Source organism: Ulvibacterium sp. (assembly GCF_965228935.1).
GTDB lineage: Bacteria > Bacteroidota > Bacteroidia > Flavobacteriales > Flavobacteriaceae > Ulvibacterium.
The window spans coordinates 2,914,410-2,937,096 of the sequence record NZ_OZ245846.1 but is presented as its reverse complement, the minus strand read 5'-3'; the positions used below and the strand labels follow the sequence as shown (position 1 = coordinate 2,937,096).

Sequence of the window (22,687 nt, the reverse complement as noted above, 5' to 3'; positions counted from 1 at the left end):
GATAAACAGAATATTATAAAGAAAGTGATACGCTTTGTATTGCTCCCACTAATGTCAATGCAATTCAAACATTGCTTCTATTTCCACGGGAATACCGTCGGGTAGCATCATACCTACGGCGCTCCGCACACCTATCCCAAGTTCGGCACCAAAAATATCGGCCATTAATTCGCTAAAACCATTAATTACAGAAGGCTGATCTAGAAAATCCGGAACACAGTTTACCATACCCAATACTTTTACTACACGCTTAACCCTATCGATACTTCCAAAATGCGTAGTTATTGATGCAAGGACAGTCAATCCTACTTGCCTGGCCGCTAAATATCCACCATCTATGTCCATAGTATCACCTAACCGCCCTTGTATTAAACTTCCATCGTTCCTTACGGGACCATGACCTGAAACATATAGGAACTTATCGACTACGAGTACAGGTATATAAACCCCTTTGGGTTTTGGTACCGGGGGTAAAACTAAACCCAACTCCTCAATTCTTTCTGAAGGTACTATTTTCATATTAAGTTAAAATTGTATCCAATAACAAAACTCCTCCTATACCAATAATGCCCACTATGGTCTCCATTACTGTCCATGTAGAAAGTGTTTCTTTTATAGAAAGATTAAAATATTCCTTGAACATCCAGAATCCGCCGTCATTGACATGGGATAGCATTAAACTACCGGAACCCACGGCCAATACCATAAGTTCCGGATTAACACTTGTTCCGGATACAAGAGGTAATGCTATTCCCGCGGCCGTAAGTCCTGCCACCGTTGCGGAACCCACGCAGACTCTAATTATCGCAGCGATCATCCATCCTAAAAATAAAGGCGAAACGTCGGTGCCTTTGAGCAACTCTCCTATATAATCACTTACACCACTATCCACTAAAATCTGTTTTAATGCTCCGGCACCTGCAATAATCAACAAAACCATGGTAATACTGGAAACTGAATTGGAAATAGATTGCATCAGTTCCCCCATCTTTTTACCTTGGTAAAGTCCCAAAGTATAGATAGCTACAAGAACGGAGATAAGCATAGCTATGACAGGATTACCGATAAAGCCCACTATAAGATATAGCGTACCATTTTCCGGAATGAAGTTCATCAAAACGGTCGATATCATAATCAGTATTACCGGAATTAAGGCGGTAAAAGTACTAATAGCCATACTGGGCATTTCATTATCCTTTAAAATTACCGGGTTATAAAACTCCTTAAGAGGCGTTGCCTCTATGTTTTTAATAGTTCTTGCAAATAATGGTCCTGCAAGAATAATGGCGGGAACAGCGATTACGATTCCATACAACAATGTTTTTCCGGTATCTGCGCCAAACATTCCCACAATTGCAGTCGGTGCCGGATGTGGTGGCAAAAAACCATGGGTAACGGATAATGAAGTAAGCATAGGAAGGCCTACATATATTAAAGGCAAACCTGTAGAGGCGGCGACAGTAAACACCAATGGAATTAGTATTACAAAGCCTACGGAATAAAACATGGGAATACCAACTATAAAACCGGCAAGAACTACCGCCCATTGAATGTATTTCAAACCAAAGGCATTGACAAGTTTTGATGTAATTCTCTGTGCAGCACCACTATCCGCTACAAGTTTGCCCAACATAGCACCTAAACCAATAATCATTACCAAAAAACCAAGCGTATCGCCAATACCTTTTTGAATAGATTGTACCACACTGTCCAATGGCATACCTTGAAATATACCGACAGCGATACATACTATTAGAAATGAAATAAAGGTGTCTAGTTTTACTACGATTATTAAAACAAAGAGCAATAGGATTCCGGCAATTATAATTAAAAGAGGCATTATCTATTTTTAATTCTATTATGGCTATGATCAGGCCTCTAAAATAGCCGTGTTTTAGGTTATAAAAAAGTTCTTTTTTGATATAAAATTTTTTGAAAACAAATGCCTTAAACTTTTTACAAGCTCCATCCTTGTAACCGAACTATGTATAGGTGGAATATTGATCCTCGGCCCTAAAGGATTTAAGGAAATACTATATCAAATATGAACCTGAACTATTTTTATTCGAAGGCAAGAAGGAAACGAAATATAGCGCGGCAAGTGTTTTGAAAATCGTGAAGGCCGCTGCTGAAAAAGCACGAATACGAATACGGGTAACCCCACATGTATTGCGACATAGTTTTGCAACTCACTTATTGGAGGCTGGTACGGATTTAAGGCAAATACAGGTATTACTCGGACATGGGTCGAGCAAAACGACGGAAATATACACCCATGTGGCTACAAATACTTTTGAAACCATCAAAAATCCCCTAGATTAGTATTTGTAAAAAAGAAATAAACGTACCCAGGTACGTTTATACAATTGTTGGTGGTAATAATCTCAAAAATAAAATGTCTAAGAAGAAACATCCATATATTTTCATTAGCTACAAAAGAGAGGAAGTTGACATCGCAAGACAACTCAAAAAAGCAATAGAAAATGAGGGATTTAATGTATGGTGGGATGAAGACATCCAATGTGGTCAAGTATGGAGTAGTGTTTTAGAAAATGCTGTCAACAACGCAGACTGTATGGTTATAATATGGTCAAGCAGATCAATAAAATCGAGATGGGTAATGCATGAAGCATCGTCTGCCATTACAAAAAGTATTTACACACCAGTAAGAATCGAGTTAATAAAAATTGAAGCTCCATATGATAGACATCAAGCCACTGATTTAATAGATTGGAACCATAATACTGATCATCCTGGATTTCTTGACCTGAAGAGAAGAATTGTTGAGTTAATTCCTAAACCAATTTCCCTTACCCAACATGCATTAAATAGTATTTGGTCATCCAAACTATTACTTGTTTCCTTAATTTTTGCACTAGCAACATCATATATGTTGTATAAATTGTATGATTTTTCCAGCCATCAAATTTCTAAACTTTCCAGTATAACTGAAGACTTAGATTCATTCAATGAACAGCAAGAAGGCATAATTGATAACGTTAATAATGTTTTACAAGGAACGAATAAAAGTTTCCAACTATTAGATGGTGTTGAAGCCGATTTAGAATCTGCAAATCAAAAAATTCTGGAAAATCTAAGCTCTCAAAGAGAACTCCTGAGTAACACTGATAGAATCCTTAATCCAATTAAGACAATAGATTTTACTCTAACTCTAGAATACGAATTTAACACCGAATTTAGAGTCACCTTTGACTCTACGTTGTATTACCAAAACATTGCGGATAAGTTAAAAGCAGTGTGGGATAGCATTTATCAAAAACAAGTAAATGGCAAATTCAAAATAGATGATTGGGAAGAACACAAGGGTGATACTATAGTTTTTTATAAAGACTCAATTTATTCGTATAAAGAAGGTAATTTTAAATTTAGAGATGGAAATCTCACGATGGTTACTTTATCACCAGAATCAAAATTGTTTAAAGAGTTTTCAATGGCTGATTATCTATTAGACATGGTCAATCAATATATAGTTTTTGAAAGAACAGAAAATGATCAGGATTATTATTACCATCTTATTCTTATAGATCGAAAAAAGAAACTACCAGAAAATATAGTCCAAAACAGGTTTTATTTAAACAGTTCTGATAAAATGGATATGTGGATAAAATTTGATTACAGCAATAATAAAATTATAAAAAAAATGCATCAACCATTTGTTTATCAATACTGGCAAGGAAAGAAAATAAAGAGTATCAAAGATTTTGTGAATCTTAAAGTAAAAATAAGAGATGCAAACGATCGACTAGCTGGAAACGGTCATGCTGGTCTCAGTGGATTTTATTATTGGACACCACTTCCTAGCAAATTAGTTGAGACTTCGATTATCATCAATAATTCAATTATTTTGAGCTACGGTGACAAGGAAATGCCTACAGGAAATGATAGTTTCACTACTTTGGGAACAATAACATCTGAGGACTTAGAATAACTACCGCCAACAACGTGTATAAGTAATAGCGATTTAAGTGATAAAACGAAAATACAAACATAAAACTAAGGTTCCTGTAAAACCGAAAGTTTAGTGAGTAGAAACCCGCTACTACTCATACACGAGACCGTTGTGTGTAATTAAAGGTGTTAATCAAATCTATGAATGACCGAGAATTACTAGAAAAAATTATTCGACTTGAAATAGAGGTTAAAGCTTCTCAGAATAGACTTGAAAGAGAATATCAAAGAGTTCAAAAGATAAAATGGGAAATAGAATCTAATGGAGGATCAATCAACATTCAAAAAAAATTAGCATCAATTGAAAAAAAAGATAAACTAATCAAGAAAATACGAAGAAGGCTAAAAAGGTTATACAAAATCAAATCACCTTTAGAGAATGAAGTCTATAAAAGAATGAGAGGGAATTTTATTCAGGAATATAAGAAGGCAAGGTACCAATCTATATTGAATAAAGAAATTAAAGATACTGATTTACTAATTCGAAAATTAAAAAATATTGATTTGACACTCAAAGATAATAGTATTAAAAGGGCAAAAGATAAAGATAAAAAATACGATTTATTTATTTCACACGCATCAGAAGATAAAGATGATTTTGCTCGTCCCTTAGCCCAAGAACTTTCGGATTTAGGATTGGAAGTTTGGTATGATGAGTTCACATTAGAGATTGGTGATAGTCTAAGAAAATCAATAGACCAAGGTTTGTTAGACTCAAAGTTTGGATTAGTAATATTATCATCTAATTTTTTTAAAAAAAATTGGACTCAGTATGAATTAAATGGAATGATAGCCAATGAAATATCTGGAGACAACAAAGTTATTTTACCTATTTGGCATAAAATTACTTTTGATGAATTAAAAGCTTACAGCCCTTCTCTTGCTGACAAATTAGCTTTAAACAGTTCATTTTTAAGTATCACGGAAATTTCTTTAAAAATTTATGATGCTGTTAAAAATTAACTACACACAACAATGTATCCTATGAAAAGCCATAGTCCAGTCTCCCAAAGATAGCGAATATGTGTTTTTTACTTAGACCACTTTTTCTTTTTTAGTATGACTTGCTCGGCATCCTATATGTGATACGCCCATGCTCTCGGGGTTCACCGGCATCTTTATGATTATAAGCCATAATACATTTAACCACTTGCTAACCGATGTGATTCCGCAGTGGGCGGATCACCTACATTGTTCTGTGATTTAAATGTTGCCTGGCTTTGCCATTGTCTTTATCATTAAACGACCCCAATCTCATAGGGGACCTCTGTCTTCATGACCGCCAAGGTCCTGCTGAGCAGTTTCCTGGCGACCTTTACGATCACTTTCTTCGTGTTCTTGCCCCGGTGCTTGCGGTAATAGGCCTGCATCACCGGATCGGCGCGTATGGCCTGCCAAGAGGCCTCTATGAAATAACTCCGTATCAAGCGGTGTGCCCGTATGCTCACCCCGGTATGCCTTAGGGAATCACTGCTTTGGTAAATGCCCGGGGCCAGACCGACATAGCCTGCCAGTTGTTTGATATTGTTGAACCTTCTCAGGTCGCCAAGCTCGCTCAGTATACCACTTGCAACTATAGGGCCTATGCCGGGTATGCTCCGTAGCAGCATATTGTCCCCCTTGTAATATTGCTTGGTGTACCTGCGCAACTGTGTGGAGACATCCCTGAACTCCTGGTCGATGAAACGGAAACTACACATACGGCTACGCAACACCTCATCGCCCGTATCATAATCGAACGAAAGATTGTCCAGCCAAGCACAGAAACCATGGCTCCAATGGTCGTTGTCATATGCCCCGGGAACCCTGATGCCATAATAGATCAACTGCATCTTGATATAACTCTTGATCTGACGCATGTCCTTGACCAGATCGTTGCGCCTGCGAAAAAGACTCCGGAGCTGCTCACGACAAGGGTCGGGAACCCGTATACCCTCCAAACGACCGTCCTTGAGTTCCCGGCTGATCAGCTGGGCATCTATCCTGTCCGTTTTCATATGGCGCTCCTTGCTCCTGCTAAAAATGTCCGCAGGGTTGACCACCAAACTACGCCAACCATAACTCTCGAAACACCGGTGGGCGCGGTAACCGCAGCAACCCGCCTCGTACGCCGTGGCAACCTCAAAACCGGAATAGTGACGTTCAACATAGTTGAGAAGGTTGTTCGGATCGGGGGGCATCGAAAAAGTCCTGCCCGAACACAGATCGGTGGCACAATGTACCTTCCAGCTACGCTTGTGTATGTCGATGCCAATGAATAACTTCGGGACAGCAGTAATTTGAGTGCTCATATCTTACAGTTTTTTGTCAATCTTTAAGATACTCGACTTGCTGCTTTTTCATAGATGCTATAAGTAATTGCTTGTTCTCGCCTACTTCTGAAAATCCGCAGGGATTTTCAGCTTGGTGTGTACTTGCAAAGTTCATGGTAAACCCACGCAACTACTCATAGCCGAGACCGTTGTACGCAAGCTAAAAATCCATGAAAAATATATTCAAATCAATAATTCTTGTATGCTTAATTACGTCCTGTTCAAATCAGGAAAAAAGAATAGCATTACTCGAAAATGAACTGAATATTGACCTTGGGAACCGTTACGAAGTGCTAAAAGACGATGATATATCTCACAATGGATTCGAGAGTGACTACACTTTAAAAATTAATATCAAGCTAGATAAAACAGAGCTTGACCGAATAACTAAGCAAATTGAATCAGAACCCTATTTTGACCAACTAAGCAAGTTTAGAAGTGAAAGAGGCAGATATCAAATTGCAGGAAATGAGAATATGGAATTCTTTAAAGTTGTGACCGACTCAATAAAGAAAACCAAATATAGAGGAAGTTGGTTTCGGACTGACTCTGGATTTGAGTTTCTCGACTTGGACGATGGAAATGAACCGATTGAAGCTGAAATAAATCTAAATGAGCAAGTACTAAGGTTTGAGTTTAATCATTTATAAAATAAAAAGCCAGCGTACAACAACACCTATAATGCATGGCTACTTTTTCGGTTCAATTGAAATTAATTCTTACATTGAAGGTTATATAGAAACATGAACGTTTGCGTTACGCAGCCTGCTTCGCTACCGGCTGAAAAACCTATTGGCGCTTCGCCGCTGCTACTCGCAACGCATCATAGCTAAACCGTTGGGCAACATATGGAAAAATCAACACTATTAATATTTTCATTTATTGGATTACTCTTTTTAAGTGTTCAAACCAATGCGCAATCATTCGAAAAAGATTGGCTGGGTTTTATAGTAAAAGATTGGAAAATTGGATTTGATCGTAATATAAATCCACACAAAGAATTTTTAAATACAAAATCTTCAAATATTTTAATATTTACTAAAAATGATATTCGAATTGAATATTTAATTATAAATAAAACTGAACATCCTGATTTTAAAGATAGTTATGAAAATCATGGTCAATGTTTAAGCGATGAATTGTCAGGCGAGCACGGACAAATTCAATGCTTTTTCGAATTTAAAGACAATTACTACGCAATTTTGGGAACGCCAAGAGGTCGTTGTCTCAATTCGCAAGATGAAGTAGTTAATTGTAGAGACTTAGATAAAGAAATTATGCTATTCATAAGAAAGAATAAACACTAATTCCTATCCCTTAAGTAAAAAATACGTTGCCCAACAACGTGTATAGTTCATTGCTTCTGATTTTCCTATCGGAAAATCCAAGCTACTGAACTTCAGGTGTTTCTTTTTGCTATCTTAGTGCAAACGCAACAAACCATACACGAACACGTTGTGCTCAATACCTCTATGAAAACCCAAATTATATTTATTCTTTTCTTAATTGTGTTTAACAAATCTGATTTGTGTGAATGCCCAATGCTAACTGAGAATTTTATCAGGATTGTAAAAGAGGACAGTGATTTCATAGCAATAGGAGAACCAATAAAGAACATTGTTATTGATGACGATGACTTGTATACAGACAAGATTATTGTTCGATTTAGAATTGATTCTTTGATTAAAGGAAAGAAATCATTGAAAACAATATTGATCACACAGAGCAACGCTGGAAACTGCGCAATCGGACTTAATCCGGGCGAAAAATATTTAATAACTGGAGAAGAAGTTACTACTGCTCGTCAAACTTACAGTATGACCCAAACATGGCATGATAAAAAGTTGGATTCATTAATAGAAAAAAACTTTATGCTGACAACCAATGGCTGTCGCTCATTTCCTTATAACAGCAATTCGGCAAAAGAGTTCTTGAAGTAAAAATACTGAGCACAACACCACCTATAATGCATTGCTACTCTCAACTAAGTTGGAGAATATTTGCTACATTTAATCTGTAAACTAAAGCATAAAAGTTCGGTACTTGCAACGCGCTTCGCTACCGGTTAGAAAAAACCAATCACACAGGAGTGGCGCTACGCTGCGTTGCCAGCCGCAACAACATCATAGCCAAACCGTTGTGCGACAGTTCCTTAAATATGAAAAAAGCAATACTTCTAGTCATAACTTTAGTTTTTTCCTGTATTGAAAAAGAGGAGAAGGACTTCGTGGTTTTGGAATTTAATCAAGATTGGTATTGGATTTATAAAAATGCTGAACCATCGAATCTAAAAAAAGTGGAATTGGACTTAATTGAACAGATTTTGATTAAAGCTGTCGAAGAATATAACCTTGGAAATCTCGACGAAATTGAGAAAAGGAAAAAATGGTTTAAAAAGGAATTCCCCGAAAAGCATTTTGATGAATCTTGGCCTAAGTTGACAATCTACCTTAAGGACTACAAGAGACAATATTTCCCTGTAATAACGGAAAATGGAGAAAAAGAAGTTTGGGTTAATTTGTTTTGCACTACCGAGTACACAAACTGGAGGGAAGAAATTGTAATATACTACGATGGGGGAAATTGCTTTTTCAATCTGAAAATCAATTTGGACAATCAATCATATTTGGATTTCCATGTTAACGGACATGCATAAAACCGTTGCACAACACGGTGTATAATTAATTGAGGGCGGATTTCCCAATGCTTCGACTTCGCTCAGCACAGGCTTGGAAATCCTTGCAATCAATTATCTTTAAACCAAGTTCAGTCCACTTTTAGTTGAAAATTTACAATTAGATGATATCGGATGAATTCATAAAAAACAAAAAGCACTGTCAACCAATCAGTTAACAGTGCTTTAATACCACTTGAAAAGTGGCTCGTCGGGGTGGCAGGATTCGAACCTGCGACCTCCTGCTCCCAAAGCAGGCGCGATAACCGGGCTACGCTACACCCCGAATGGTGTAAATTCCAATACCTCAAATCCCAAATTCCAGAACACACTACCATTGAAAGTAGTCCGGGAACCCTGCCTGACGTCAGGCGGGCGGGTGGAGTCTATCCGCTGAAGTTGGCCTTCCTAATTTAAAAGTCGGCCTTCGCTTTCAATGGCTCAGGCCGACGAAGGCGGAGAGACTGGGACTCGAACCCAGGCGACACTTGCGCGTCGACAGATTAGCAATCTGCTCCGTTACCACTCCGGCACCTCTCCAAAATTTCAATTTGACTACATCTTCTAAAATGCGGATGCAAATGTAATTCTTCAAAGGATGGAACGCAACTATTTTAGTAGTTTTTTAGCTTGACTATCCATACCCTTATTCCGGATATTCCACACGTAGATGATAGATATTGGTCAACTTTTGCTTAAACACTTTCTTGATCATCTCAATTTCCTTAAAGGTAATATTGGCATTAAGAAATTGATCGGCCTGCATTTGCCCGGCAATTATCTTGTCAACAAACTCATTTATGATGGGAAAGGTAGGATCTTTTAGGCTTTTTGAAGCGGCCTCCACAGAATCTGCCATCATAAGAATAGCGGTTTCCTTGGAAAAAGGCGTGGGCCCGGGATACTTGAAATCATCCTCACGTAATTCACTGGTCAATTCCTGTTGCTTCTTAAAAAAATAATAGACCAAAGTAGTTCCATGGTGGGAGCGTATAAAATCGATGACCCTATCGGGTAAATTATTTTTACGGGCAATCTCTATCCCTTGAATGACATGGTCTATTATAATTTTTGCACTGTCTTTTGGAGTCAGGTCATGGTGCGGATTTACATTGGTCACTTGGTTTTCCGTAAAATACGTAGGATTGTTCATCTTCCCGATATCGTGGTATAAGGCCCCTACCCTTACCAACATGGCATTGGCGCCAATCTCGTTGGCGGCCGCTTCGGATAAATTTGCCACTTGCAAGGAATGATGGAAAGTGCCCGGGGCTTTGTTGGATAGCTCCTTCAATAAACGGGAATTGGTATCTGACAATTCCAATAACGATACGTCGGAGACCAATCCAAATATTTTTTCATAGATATAAATCAAAGGCTGTACAAAAAGGGTAATCATACCATTTAAAAGGAACAAGCCAAGGGTAAACCAAGCAATATTATCCAAATTGCCTTCGTGTATGATATGAAAGGCCAGGTAACCAATAATGTATATAAAAGTAATCTGGCTTACTGAAATGAACAGGTTGGCCCTTTTATACAATTCCGATACCGTTAATATGGTAACAATACCGGCTATGGTCTGTAAAAAAATATATTCAAAACTGTTGGGCACCACAAAACCAAGGATGAGTACGGTCAATACATGTGCAAAAAGTCCCAGCCGTGCATCAAAAAAGGTCTTAAGGATAAGCGGCAAAATACAAAGTGGAACCACAAAGACATAGGCATCATTATATTTCACCATTAACGTGGTGATGAAGACCATCAATAATATATTGAAGAAAATAAAGGTGACCTTGGTGTTATTTTCAAAAATGTGTTTTCGATATCTCTTAAGAAAAAGGAACAGCATCATTAGTACCAATGCTACCAAGACCGTATATCCAAAAAGAATAAAATACTGATTACTATCCGTCCAAAGTTCGGATTTATACTCGGCCTTTAAGGAGTCCAGAAGTTGTAAATTCTCCGATTCCACAACCTCACCCTTGGCAATTATCAATTTTCCTTCATCAACCGTTCCCCTAGTGTAGGATATATTGGAAAGTTCCTCTTCCAAGGCCTTTTGGGAAAGATTTTGGTCATAGGATACATTAGGTTTGACAAGGTCGAATAAAAGCTCCTGGAAAAAAGAGTAAAAGTCCGAGAGGCCTCTATCGCGTAAAACCGACCTGACCGCTTCTTCAATTCCCTGTAACCGGTACAGATCATTGACATAAATTTGCCGGGCCTCGTTGTTTTTCACCAGATAAATATGGCTCCCGGGCCTGTCTTGGTTTGTCTTCTTTTCAATACCGTTTTCATACAGTTCTTCCAAGATTTCCTTCCCTACCTCTCTTAGTGTAGGCAATTGATCTTCGGTAAACCTTTCGTTGGAGAAAACGCTTTGGAACTGGTTCTCATATTCCTCATAAACCCCATCGACAATGGCTTGGTCATACCGATAGTAATCCAGTTGCCCGTCCTTAATCTGCGCTTTTTCCTGCTCAATTTCATCGCTACTTTTCTTGATCGAAAAATCAAACGGTGCGTATAGGTTTTCATACTGCCACGGTTTGCCTTTTTGAAACTCATACTTGAACTTACCGCCCTTGGGAAAGAAAAAAACAATACAAAAAACAGAAAGGAGGTATAGAAAATACTTGTATATGAGCGATTGGTTTTTATAGAGTCTATCCAGGAATTTTCGCATGCGGCAAGTATCTATATCAAAAATAGAAAAATATAAATTCATCGTGACTCTTTTGAAAAGGTAAACTATAGTGTTGCACTTTAATTTCTTAATTTCGCAACAGCAAAAATTCCCGTTATGAAGGAGGTTGTTATAGTATCGGCGGTAAGGACACCTATTGGAAGTTTTATGGGTAGTTTATCCACCATTGCCGCACCAAAATTGGGTGCCATTGCCATTAAGGGTGCACTCGAAAAGATAAAACTAGATCCCAAACTGATCCAAGAGGTACTTATGGGCAATGTGGTACAGGCAGGTACGGGACAAGCACCTGCAAGACAGGCCGCTATTTTTGCCGGCATATCGGACGATGTTCCCTGTACTACGGTCAACAAGGTTTGCGCCTCTGGCATGAAAGCCGTTATGCAAGCGGCCCAGGCCATTGCCTTAGGCGATGTTTCAATAGCCGCGGCCGGAGGAATGGAGAATATGAGCCTTATTCCGCACTATGTCCATATGCGAAATGGCCTGAAATTTGGCCCTGGTACCTTAGTGGACGGAATGCAGAAGGATGGTCTGGTAGACGTTTATGATCAGAATGCCATGGGTGTTTGCGCGGATGCCTGTGCTACCGAATATGGATTTAGCAGAGAGGATCAGGATGCTTTTGCCATCCAATCCTACCAAAGGTCTACGGACGCATGGAAATCCGGTAAATTTGTCAACGAAATAGTTCCGGTAGAAGTACCCCAACGTAGAGGCGAACCAGTTTTGGTCAATGAGGATGAGGAATACAAGAACGTGAAGATGGAAAAAATTCCGTCCCTAAGGCCAGCATTCTCCAAAGAAGGTACTGTAACAGCTGCCAACGCCTCTACCATAAACGATGGTGCGGCCGCCTTGGTATTGATGAGTGCGGAGAAAGCAAAGGAATTGAATCTAGAACCTCTGGCCACAATAAAGGGATATGCCGACGCAGCCCAGGAACCGAAATGGTTCACCACGGCGCCGGCCAAGGCTTTGCCCAAAGCTTTAAGCAAGGTAAATCTATCCATTGATGATGTTGATTATTTTGAATTCAATGAAGCTTTTGCCGTAGTAGGATTGGCCAATATAAAACTATTGGGGCTAACGGATACCAATGTTAATGTTAACGGAGGAGCAGTCTCCCTGGGTCATCCCTTGGGATGTTCGGGTGCCCGGATACTCGTTACCCTGCTCAATGTTATGCAACAAAGAAACGGGAAAATTGGCGCCGCGGCCATTTGCAATGGTGGTGGGGGCGCATCCGCAATAATTTTGGAAAGAAAAAAATAATCGACCACCGCTTAATGCCCATGCAATACGGTATTTGCCACCTTAGTATAGTCGCCGTGAAATCCTCGGCCGATGATACATCACCTATGATTTCCCAATTGTTATATGGCGAGCATTTCAAGGTCTTGGAGCAAAGAAAACTATGGAGCAGAATCCGCAATGCTTTTGATGGGTGTGAAGGGTGGGTAAGCAATAATCAGATTTCCCTTATCGATGAAACGGAATATAAGAAAATCAACACTTTCGAAACTCCAAAATACAGTACAGATCTCGTTTCTTATATGACATCGGACAATTCCGCTTTGATTCCCATTGTATTAGGCTCTTGTATTGTAAAAACCCCCACCCTACCCCATACTTTTGAAGGGGTTTATATGGAGGGTAAAAAGGAAAAGTCCGCTATTGTAGGCACTGCGTTGATGTATCTTAATGCACCTTACCTATTAGGTGGTAAAACCCCTTTTGGCCTGGATTGTTCCGGATTCACCCAATTGGTCTATAAACTATGTGGATATCAATTGTACCGAAGTGCCCTTGAGCAATCCGGCCAAGGTGATGCCTTAAGTTTTATAGAGGAAAGCGAACCTGGGGATCTTGCTTTTTTTGATAATGCTGAAGGCGAAATTTTCCACGTGGGCATCATTATGAAAAACAACTACATAATTCATGTCCACGGTAAAGTCCGCTTAGATCGTTTGGATCATACCGGTATCTTCAATACAGATACCGGAAATTACACCCATAATCTTAGGGTAATCAAAAAGATTGTATAAAAAAAACCGGGCCATACGACCCGGTTTTTTATATGGGAATGTTGGAAATACTACCTACTCCCCCAACAATTTCTTGATTCTCATGAAATTATCATTGTCACCCATGGCGCCATAGATATTTTTCAATTGTGTTAAAATACCCTGATTATCGGGGTTTGACTTCAAAGCTTCTTCCAAAACCGAGGCACCTTGATTGAACAAACCATCTTTTTTCTCCTTTAGTTCCTCGTAACGGGCAATATCCGCCTTGGAACTCCCCAAGGAATTCATCTCGTCTATAAGACCGTTGCCCTCGTTTACATATGTGGTAGAAAGGTTCAACTGTGCGTTGGTATAACCGGGATTGATTTCCAAAGCCTTTTTATAGGAAGCGCGCGCTTCTTCCAAATTGCCCTGTTCCATATTGATCACACCAATGTTATAGTGCAAATCGGGATTGTCAGGGGCCATATCGGCAGCTTCCGCCATAAGCGTCTTAAACTTATCCTTGTCGCCCATTTTATAGTATAGGTTCGCCTCGCTAAGAACAAGGTTTACATCACCCGGATTGTCTGCCCTGGCTTTTTTAAACGCTTCCACGGCCTTGTCATTTTGCCCCAACTGGGTATAGATCAAAGCGGCATTCTTAACGATTTCCGCTTTTTTTGACGGTGTAGTCTCATCAATAGGATCCTTAAATGTTCCGGATTTGACCATAAGGTCACGTTGTACTTTGTCCATGGCCTCAACTTCACCTGTGGCAACATTGGTTGCCTTATAGACCACCCCACTACCATCGTAACCAATGCTTTGGAGCTCATCATAATATTTTAAGGCCTCCTCATAATGACCGCCGTTTACCGCACTACTAGCCGCATAGTAGAGATAGGTGGTATCTTCCGGACTAATTTTATAGCTCATATACAATTTTTCCGCAGCTTCCTTGAACTTCTTGTTGCCATTATCCTCGACCGCGGAGTTTACCAAGTCCGCAGATAGTTTTTTCAAACGTTGCCTGGTCTCACTGGTGTACTTAAGTTTTCTGCTTTCGGCTTCCACATCAATGACCTTTTGAAAGGAAGAAGCCGCTTCATCAAAGGCACTATTATCTCCCTTTTCGAACAAATCCGCTAAAGCCTTTCCCCTTAAAAAATAATACTGGGCCTGCACTTTTGCATCCGTTCCGGAAATCATTCCGGAAATACCGTCCAAGGCAGTTTTTGCGGCGACCGCATCACCGCCCTTCAAGGCCTTCTCGGCAGTTTTTAACTCGCCCTTCTGGGCAAATCCGACCAATGCAAATGACATGGCCGCCATCAATATAATTTTAGTTTTCATTTTTGGATTAATTAAATTATTAGTGTTTATTGATTATTCCTCTTTTGATTCTCCGGGACTTCCATTATCAAGAGCCGTGCCATCTTCCGTATTTACCTCAATATCAAGGATATCCGTATCGTCCAATTCATCTTCATCCTTCATAACCTTGGCAACCGCGGCTATGGAGTCGCTATCTTTAAGATTAATGAGTTTTACACCCTGTGTGGCCCTTCCCATTACCCTTAAATCCTCAACACCCATTCTAATGGCGATACCCGATTTATTAATAATCATCAAGTCGTCCGAATCGGACACATTTTTGATGGCCACAAGGCCTCCCGTCTTTTCCGTAATGGAGATGGTCTTTACTCCTTTTCCTCCCCTATTGGTAATCCTATAGTCATCGATACTTGATCGTTTTCCGTAACCGTTCTCGGAAACCACCAAAATGTCCTCATCAAAATTATGTACCGAAATCATACCGATTACTTCATCATTATCATCGGCCAAGGTAATACCTCGAACCCCTGAGGCATTTCTACCCATGGGTCTGGTCTTACTCTCTTCGAATCGTATGGCCTTACCGGACTTCAAACCCAATAGTATTTGACTTGTCCCTGTAGTAAGTTTGGCTTCCAAAAGCTCATCTCCCTCTCGGATACCAATGGCGTTGATTCCATTTTGTCTGGGTCGGGAATATTGCTCTAGGGAGGTCTTCTTTACAACACCCTTTTTAGTGGCCATTATCACATAATGACTATTTACATAGTCTTCATCCTTAAGGTCCCTGGTACAGATAAATGCCTTTACATTATCGTCTTGTTCAATATTTATAAGATTTTGTATCGCTCTTCCCTTGGAAGTTCTACTTCCTTCCGGTATTTCATAGACCCGCATCCAGAAACATTTTCCTTTCTGGGTAAAGAACAACATGTATTGATGGTTGGTCCCAACAAAAAGATACTCCAAAAAATCCTCATTCCTTGTGGAGGAAGCCTTTTGGCCAACCCCACCTCTATTTTGGGTTTTGTACTCTGTCAATGGAGTTCTCTTGATGTAACCGGCATGTGAAATTGTGATGACCACTTGTTCGTCCGGAATCATATCCTCTATGCTCAGATCACCGCCAGCAAAATTGATTTCAGACCTTCTTTCATCCCCATATTTTTCGTTTACCTCCAAAAGTTCATCCTTAATGATCTGCATCCTTCGTTCCTTCTTGTCCAGGATATCTTTAAGGTCGGCAATTGTCTTAATAATCTCATCGTATTCTGAACGTAGCTTGTCCTGCTCCAGACCGGTCAATTGACGCAAACGCATTTCCACGATGGCCTTGGACTGAATCTCGGTCAGCTTAAACCGTTCCATCAAATTTTCACGGGCTTCATCGGCATTGGAAGAACCTCGGATAATGGCAATGACTTCGTCTATATTATCCGATGCTATGATAAGACCTTCTAAGATGTGCGCCCTATCCTCCGCTTTTTTCAGTTCAAACTTGGTACGCCTTACGACCACCTCATGCCTGTGCTCAACAAAATGATGAATCATTTCCTTAATGTTGAGCAATTGCGGCCGTCCTTTGACAAGGGCTATGTTATTTACACTAAAGGAGGATTGTAATGCAGTATATTTATAAAGCGTGTTCAGTACAATATTGGGAATGGCATCCCGCTTTAAAATGTATACGATACGCATACCTTTTCTATCGGATTCGTCTCGTATACTCGAAATACCATCTATTTTCTTATCATTGATTAAATCGGCCGTCTTCTTGATCATGTCCGCTTTGTTCACCTGAAACGGAATTTCGGTGACCACAATGCATTCCCTGCCCTGAACCTCTTCGATATTGGCCTTTGCGCGAATCTTTACCCTTCCCCGACCTGTATGAAAAGCTTCCTTAACCCCGTCATAACCGTAGATGATTCCCCCGGTAGGGAAATCAGGTGCCTTGATATGGGTGATAAGTTCATCAATTTCTATATCGGGATTATCTATAAAGGCAACCGTGCCCTCGACTACCTCGGAAAGATTATGGGGTGGCATATTCGTAGCCATTCCCACGGCGATACCGGATGCTCCGTTGACCAATAAATTAGGAATCCGTGTAGGCAATACGGTAGGTTCTTCCAGGGAGTCATCAAAATTAAGTTGATGGTCTACCGTGTCCTTATCGATATCCGCTAACATTTCGTCAGCGATTTTACGCATACGTGCTTCGGTATAACGCATTGCCGCAGGACTATCCCCATCTATGGAGCCAAAATTTCCTTGGCCGTCTACCAGCATATAGCGTAGACTCCATTCCTGTGCCATCCGAACCATGGTGTCATACACAGAGGTGTCCCCGTGGGGGTGATATTTACCCAAAACCTCCCCGACAATACGAGCGGATTTTTTATGGGCACTATTCGACCTGACCCCCAATTCGTGCATGCCGTACAAAACCCTTCGGTGCACCGGTTTTAAACCGTCCCTGACATCCGGTAATGCACGTGACACAATGACCGACATTGAGTAATCAATGTAGGCAGATTTCATTTCGTCCTCAATGTTGATAGGAATCAATTTTTCTCCTTCAGCCATTATAAAAATCTTGTTCTTTTAGTTCATTAAAAAAGCATGCCAATATACGGAAAATAGAGGCTTTTAAAGCATGTTCGGAGCACTTTATTCAATAATTTATCAACACTTTGACCCCCCATTTTCGTTGATAATTCCACTGTTAATTATTTTGTAAATCAATGCTTTTTTCGTCATTTAGGACTAGTTTATCGAATATAGGTACGGTATTTGTCCGAGATAAGTCTAGATTTACTAATTTTATAGATGAAAGAAAATTTCTATGGATGATAATTTTTCACCTAGGGTCAAGGATGTGATCGCTTACAGTAAAGAGGAAGCATTAAGACTCGGGCATGACTTTATTGGTACCGAACATTTGATGTTGGGACTTTTGCGAGATGGTAACGGAAAAGCCATCAGCATATTGGATGCCCTTGATGTGGACCTGGACCATCTACGAAGAAAGGTCGAGATTCTGAGCCCTTCCAACCCAAACCCTAGCGGCATACAAAAAGACAAGAAAAATCTGCATTTGACCAGACAGGCGGAGCGTGCCTTGAAGACAACGTTTCTTGAGGCTAAGCTCTTTCAAAGTTCTTCCATAAACACAGCGCACTTGCTATTGTGCATATTGCGCAACGAAAATGATCCTACCACTAAACTTCTGCACAAGTTAAAAGTGGATTATGATGGCGTAAAGGAACAATTCAAATTCATGATTACCAGTGATGATGATATTGTGGATGCCCCTACTTCCGAATCGTTTCCAAGCGATTCCGATGACGCCGCCGAAGGAAAGGAAAGTACTTTTGGAACCTCTTCCGGACAAAAAGGGAATAAAAAATCCAAAACCCCGGTTCTGGACAATTTTGGAAGAGACCTTACCCGGTTAGCAGAGGAAAATCGGCTTGATCCGGTGGTCGGCAGGGAAAAGGAAATAGAACGGGTGTCCCAGATATTGAGTAGGCGCAAGAAGAACAATCCCCTTTTGATCGGGGAACCCGGAGTAGGCAAGAGTGCTATTGCCGAAGGTCTGGCCCTCCGTATAATAAATAAGAAAGTATCCCGAATATTATATAATAAACGGGTAGTGACCTTGGATTTGGCATCCCTGGTCGCCGGTACAAAATATCGGGGGCAGTTTGAGGAACGCATGAAGGCGGTTATGAACGAGCTTGAAAAGAATGACGACGTTATCCTTTTCATAGATGAAATTCATACGATAGTCGGTGCCGGAGGAGCTACCGGAAGTTTGGATGCCTCCAATATGTTTAAACCGGCACTTGCCCGAGGAGAGATCCAATGTATCGGTGCCACTACTTTAGACGAATACAGACAGTATATTGAAAAGGACGGTGCACTGGAAAGACGTTTCCAAAAGGTCATCGTAGAGCCCACCTCGGTTGAGGAGACCATTGAGATTCTTCGGAATATCAAAGAGAAGTATGAAGACCACCACAATGTGGAATATACGAACGAGGCCATTGTTGCCTGCGTAAAATTGACCAATCGATATATGACGGATCGGTTTCTTCCGGACAAGGCCATAGACGCCATGGATGAAGCAGGGTCACGCGTACACATCGTAAATATGGATGTCCCCAAACAGATATTAGAACTGGAAAAACAATTGGAGGATGTCCGTGAACTGAAAAACAGTGTGGTCAAAAAACAAAAATATGAAGAGGCCGCCAAATTAAGGGACGATGAAAAGCGTCTGGAAAAGGATCTGACCACGGCCCAGGAGAAATGGGAGGAAGACAGCAAGCAGCACAAAGAAACGGTGACCGAGGACAATGTGGCAGATGTGGTGTCCATGATGAGTGGTATCCCAGTAAATAGAATTGCCCAGACGGAAAGTAATAAGTTGGCCGAGTTGCCCGAATTGATAAAAGCCAATGTAATCGGTCAGGATGAAGCCGTGGCAAAAGTGGCCAAGGCCATCCAAAGAAACAGGGCCGGACTCAAGGATCCCAACAAACCCATTGGCTCCTTTATCTTCTTGGGACAGACCGGGGTAGGAAAAACGCAATTGGCCAAGGTATTGGCCAAGGAACTGTTCGATTCCGAAGATGCACTTATTCGAATAGACATGAGCGAATACATGGAAAAATTCGCCATATCAAGATTGGTTGGGGCACCTCCGGGATACGTTGGTTACGAAGAAGGCGGACAGCTTACGGAAAAGGTTCGAAGAAAGCCGTATTCCGTAATCCTATTGGACGAGGTGGAAAAGGCGCACCCGGATGTGTTCAATATGCTCTTGCAGGTTTTGGATGATGGTTACCTGACCGATAGTCTGGGCCGAAAAATAGATTTTAGGAACACCATTATTATTATGACTTCCAACATCGGTGCAAGACAGTTAAAGGATTTTGGACAAGGTGTAGGTTTTGGAACCGCGGCTAAAAAGGCCCAAGAGGACAGCCACCATAAAAGCGTGATAGAAAGTGCCCTTAAAAAGGCCTTTGCTCCGGAGTTTCTAAACCGTATAGACGATGTTATCGTGTTTAATCCATTGGAGCGAGAACATATTCATAAGATTATAGACATTGAATTGGATAAGCTGTTCGCGCGAATAAAGGATATAGGCTACAATCTTAAACTTACGGTAAAGGCCAAGGATTATATCGCGGAAAAAGGATTTGACAAGCAATATGGGGCCAGACCCTTAAAAAGGGCCATACAGAAGTATATAGAGGACGCCTTGGCAGAGGAAATCGTCAATTCCAAATTGGAGGAAGGCGACAGCATTCAGATGGATTTGGACAAAAAGAATGATGAACTTACCATCACCATTAAAAAGGCCGAGAAATCCTCCAACACCTAAAGAATACACAATATATTTTAGACAAAGGAGCCATACTCGTATGGCTCCTTTTTTTATGTCCTTAAACGAAGCGTGTAGGAAATAAAATACGTGAAGTACCTGTGAAAAGCAATATAAACGATATTTAAGCCTTTAATCTAATTTTTTATAGAAAATCTGGGCTTACATCTACTTTCGTTCTAGACACTATTAAACATATGAAATGAAAGTGGGACAGCCAAAAAAGACAGTGATTGTCAGAGAGTATCAATTGGAGATTGGAAAAGTGCAGGTGTACGATAATTATATGGTTTCCATTTTTGATGAGGGATCTACATTGACACTGGAACGCGCCTATCAAATTATTGGAATATCGGAAATCCATTTTAGGGGCAAAAATTTTGGCTTTATTAGTCTTCGGAAGCATTCCTATGCCATAGACCCCACTATTTATAACTACTTGAGGGAATTGGAAAACCTAAAGGCCTTTGCCATAGTCTCGGTAAAGGAGGTTGATATGCATAACTTCAAAATAGAAAAACTGTTCTATAAAAAACCCATGAAGTTTTTTATTGAGTTCGATAACGCTCTGGCCTGGGTTAAGCAAAGGGTAAAAGTAAAATAGACCCTTTATGTGGTTATTGCCTTTTAGCTTTCATCTTCTTGCGGAACATGCTCCGACGTTCTTTCGGGTGTTGCAAACAAATCCAAATAGGCCTTGCCAATATGCATTATGATATCCGAAGCGTTAAGGGCCTGATATCCCATTTTATCCACAGCAATATCCCCTGCCCTACCATGTAGGTAGACACCAAATAGTGTTGCGGACAAAGGCTCATATCCTTGGGCTATTAAACCGGTAATTATCCCGGTAAGTGCATCACCGCTGCCTGCCGTGGCCATCCCTGGATTTCCTGTAGTGTTTACATATCCCTTGTCCTTATAAATAGTAATGGTATGGGCTCCTTTTATAACCAGGATACAATCGTACTTTTTGGAAAAAGTCTTGGCCTTGGCAAGTTTGTCAAAATCATCCTTCCAGCTTCCTACTAGTCTCTCCAATTCCTTGGGGTGGGGCGTAAGAACGGTTTGGGCAGGAATTTTTTCCATCAACTTCCTATTCTTGGAAAGAATATTCAGTCCATCGGCATCAATGACCAAAGGTCTTTTGTTTTTAGATAAAAAATCGGAAAATGCCTTTACCGTTTTCTCCGAAGTACCCAAACCAACCCCAATTCCTATGGCACTTGGTTCAATTTCAAAATCTATGTGTTCGATGTATTTCTCCCCTTTGTCGGTTATGACCATGTTTTCTGAAAGAGAAGTTTGTAAAGGAATATAGCCGCAATGTGGTATGTAAGTGGTAACCAGACCACTTCCCGCTTTCAGACAAGCTCTGGAAGCAAGGGTAACCGCCCCGATCTTGCCGTAGCTGCCTCCGATAATCAAAGAATGGCCGTATGTACCCTTATGTGTAAATTTTTCCCGGGGGATGTACAGGGGCAGAATTTCCTTTTTACCAATAAGCTCATACGCGGTTTCGGTAGATGCCATAAAATTGGGATCCAAGCCGATATCCAATACTTCCCAGTTGTTGACAAAGACGCCGGTACCGGGAAGGAAAAAAATCAATTTGGGCGCCTGAAAGCTCAAGACGTAATTGGCCCTGACCACAGCCTCACTATCGGCCACTCCCCTATCCAAAAATAATCCGGAAGGCACATCTATGGAAAGGATGAATGCGTCCGAATTGTTTAGATGCTGTATCAATCTAACGACCCAATCATCAGGCTTTCTATTTAAACCTATCCCAAAAACAGCGTCTATGATAATGTCGTCCCGCCCTATCTCTGGAAAGTTGGAGCCTTCCTCCAAAAAAATAGGCCAAACCTTTCTTTCCTTCAATCGTTCTAGATTAACAAGGAAGTCCTCAGACCTTTTTTTGCTATAGTTTACGACATAGACACCGATATTGTAACCATGGTCTTGCAAATGTCTGGCTACGGCAATTCCATCGCCCCCATTGTTACCGATACCACAGAAAAGATGAATTTTCACCTGGGCACCCTGCATACGCCTATGGATCCAATCAAAAATCCCATTGACTGCCCTTTCCATAAGTTCCGTACTGGAAATTTGCTGGTTTTCGATTGTGGATTTGTCCGCCAAATAGATTTGTTCAGCCGTGAAAATCTTCATTCAACAAAGGTTTTTGTCCAAAACTATCAATTCCGTAAAAATTCGTCCAAACATTTGATTGGGTTGCTAAAAGTACTACATTTGGGCCTATCT

At 40.5% G+C, this 22,687-nt stretch carries 17 protein-coding genes, 2 tRNA genes and 1 pseudogene; 11 read left to right on the top strand and 9 right to left on the bottom strand.

Features of this window, described 5'->3' with window-relative positions; translation table 11 throughout:
- Positions 1-54 precede the first annotated feature (54 nt).
- Together ACO06Y_RS12470 and ACO06Y_RS12465 are read right to left on the bottom strand one after the other, a co-directional pair.
- Positions 55-519 carry a RidA family protein gene (locus tag ACO06Y_RS12470; RefSeq protein WP_422084151.1) on the bottom strand — a complete coding sequence of 155 codons (465 nt, stop codon included), beginning with the start codon at positions 517-519 and terminating at the stop codon, positions 55-57.
- A gap of 1 nt (position 520) precedes the next feature.
- A complete protein-coding gene (locus ACO06Y_RS12465) occupies positions 521-1,840 on the bottom strand; it encodes a gluconate:H+ symporter (RefSeq protein WP_422084150.1) in 1,320 nt (439 codons plus the stop codon).
- A 173-nt stretch (positions 1,841-2,013) separates the two neighbouring features.
- On the opposite strand from ACO06Y_RS12465, the pseudogene ACO06Y_RS12460 reads away from it, so the two are divergent.
- From ACO06Y_RS12460 to ACO06Y_RS12450, 3 genes and pseudogenes are all read left to right on the top strand, one after another.
- Positions 2,014-2,322, top strand: a pseudogene (locus tag ACO06Y_RS12460) (tyrosine-type recombinase/integrase); the annotation flags it as partial.
- A 73-nt stretch (positions 2,323-2,395) separates the two neighbouring features.
- Positions 2,396-3,949: a toll/interleukin-1 receptor domain-containing protein gene (locus ACO06Y_RS12455; RefSeq protein WP_422084149.1), complete on the top strand. Its 1,554-nt coding sequence runs from the start codon at positions 2,396-2,398 to the stop codon at positions 3,947-3,949.
- Between the two features lie 161 nt (positions 3,950-4,110).
- Entirely contained in the window at positions 4,111-4,932 is an 822-nt protein-coding gene (locus ACO06Y_RS12450; RefSeq protein WP_422084148.1) for a toll/interleukin-1 receptor domain-containing protein, read from the top strand.
- A 275-nt stretch (positions 4,933-5,207) separates the two neighbouring features.
- Here ACO06Y_RS12450 and ACO06Y_RS12445 read toward each other — a convergent pair whose 3' ends face one another.
- A complete protein-coding gene (locus ACO06Y_RS12445) occupies positions 5,208-6,260 on the bottom strand; it encodes an IS110 family transposase (RefSeq protein ID WP_422084146.1) in 1,053 nt (350 codons plus the stop codon).
- 191 nt (positions 6,261-6,451) lie between these two features.
- On the opposite strand from ACO06Y_RS12445, the gene ACO06Y_RS12440 reads away from it, so the two are divergent.
- From ACO06Y_RS12440 to ACO06Y_RS12425, 4 genes are all read left to right on the top strand, one after another.
- Entirely contained in the window at positions 6,452-6,931 is a 480-nt protein-coding gene (locus ACO06Y_RS12440; protein ID WP_422084145.1) for a hypothetical protein, read from the top strand.
- Between the two features lie 198 nt (positions 6,932-7,129).
- The gene (locus ACO06Y_RS12435) at positions 7,130-7,588 is read left to right on the top strand and encodes a hypothetical protein (protein ID WP_422084144.1); all 459 of its coding nucleotides are present in this window, start codon (positions 7,130-7,132) and stop codon (positions 7,586-7,588) included.
- 165 nt (positions 7,589-7,753) lie between these two features.
- Complete coding sequence (locus ACO06Y_RS12430; protein WP_422084143.1) at positions 7,754-8,221, top strand: hypothetical protein; 468 nt, start codon at positions 7,754-7,756, stop codon at positions 8,219-8,221.
- A 218-nt stretch (positions 8,222-8,439) separates the two neighbouring features.
- Positions 8,440-8,937, top strand: a complete 498-nt coding sequence (locus tag ACO06Y_RS12425; protein WP_422084142.1) for a hypothetical protein — start codon at positions 8,440-8,442, stop codon at positions 8,935-8,937.
- 229 nt (positions 8,938-9,166) lie between these two features.
- On the opposite strand, the gene ACO06Y_RS12420 is transcribed toward ACO06Y_RS12425, so the two are convergent.
- The 3 genes from ACO06Y_RS12420 to ACO06Y_RS12410 form a co-directional block, all read right to left on the bottom strand.
- Positions 9,167-9,241: transfer RNA gene (locus ACO06Y_RS12420), tRNA-Pro, on the bottom strand.
- A gap of 170 nt (positions 9,242-9,411) precedes the next feature.
- A tRNA-Ser gene (locus tag ACO06Y_RS12415) sits at positions 9,412-9,495 on the bottom strand.
- 106 nt (positions 9,496-9,601) lie between these two features.
- A complete protein-coding gene (locus ACO06Y_RS12410; protein ID WP_422084176.1) occupies positions 9,602-11,650 on the bottom strand; it encodes an HD family phosphohydrolase in 2,049 nt (682 codons plus the stop codon).
- A gap of 117 nt (positions 11,651-11,767) precedes the next feature.
- On the opposite strand from ACO06Y_RS12410, the gene ACO06Y_RS12405 reads away from it, so the two are divergent.
- Positions 11,768-12,946, top strand: coding sequence for an acetyl-CoA C-acyltransferase (locus tag ACO06Y_RS12405; RefSeq protein WP_422084141.1), 1,179 nt, complete (start codon positions 11,768-11,770; stop codon positions 12,944-12,946).
- A gap of 20 nt (positions 12,947-12,966) precedes the next feature.
- Entirely contained in the window at positions 12,967-13,719 is a 753-nt protein-coding gene (locus tag ACO06Y_RS12400) for an NlpC/P60 family protein (protein WP_422084175.1), read from the top strand.
- A gap of 54 nt (positions 13,720-13,773) precedes the next feature.
- Here ACO06Y_RS12400 and ACO06Y_RS12395 read toward each other — a convergent pair whose 3' ends face one another.
- Together ACO06Y_RS12395 and gyrA are read right to left on the bottom strand one after the other, a co-directional pair.
- The gene (locus ACO06Y_RS12395) at positions 13,774-15,036 is read right to left on the bottom strand and encodes a tetratricopeptide repeat protein (protein ID WP_422084140.1); all 1,263 of its coding nucleotides are present in this window, start codon (positions 15,034-15,036) and stop codon (positions 13,774-13,776) included.
- A 33-nt stretch (positions 15,037-15,069) separates the two neighbouring features.
- A complete protein-coding gene (gene gyrA / locus ACO06Y_RS12390) occupies positions 15,070-17,607 on the bottom strand; it encodes a DNA gyrase subunit A (protein WP_422084139.1) in 2,538 nt (845 codons plus the stop codon).
- Between the two features lie 259 nt (positions 17,608-17,866).
- Between gyrA and ACO06Y_RS12385 the strand changes: the two genes are divergently transcribed.
- Complete coding sequence (locus tag ACO06Y_RS12385) at positions 17,867-20,416, top strand: ATP-dependent Clp protease ATP-binding subunit (RefSeq protein ID WP_422084138.1); 2,550 nt, start codon at positions 17,867-17,869, stop codon at positions 20,414-20,416.
- Between the two features lie 202 nt (positions 20,417-20,618).
- A complete protein-coding gene (locus tag ACO06Y_RS12380) occupies positions 20,619-21,020 on the top strand; it encodes an STAS/SEC14 domain-containing protein (protein ID WP_422084137.1) in 402 nt (133 codons plus the stop codon).
- Between the two features lie 23 nt (positions 21,021-21,043).
- Here the strand turns inward: ACO06Y_RS12380 and ACO06Y_RS12375 are convergent, their stop codons facing one another.
- Positions 21,044-22,594 (bottom strand): NAD(P)H-hydrate dehydratase, encoded by a 1,551-nt coding sequence (locus tag ACO06Y_RS12375; RefSeq protein ID WP_422084136.1) that lies wholly within the window; start codon positions 22,592-22,594, stop codon positions 21,044-21,046.
- Positions 22,595-22,687: the final 93 nt, after the last annotated feature.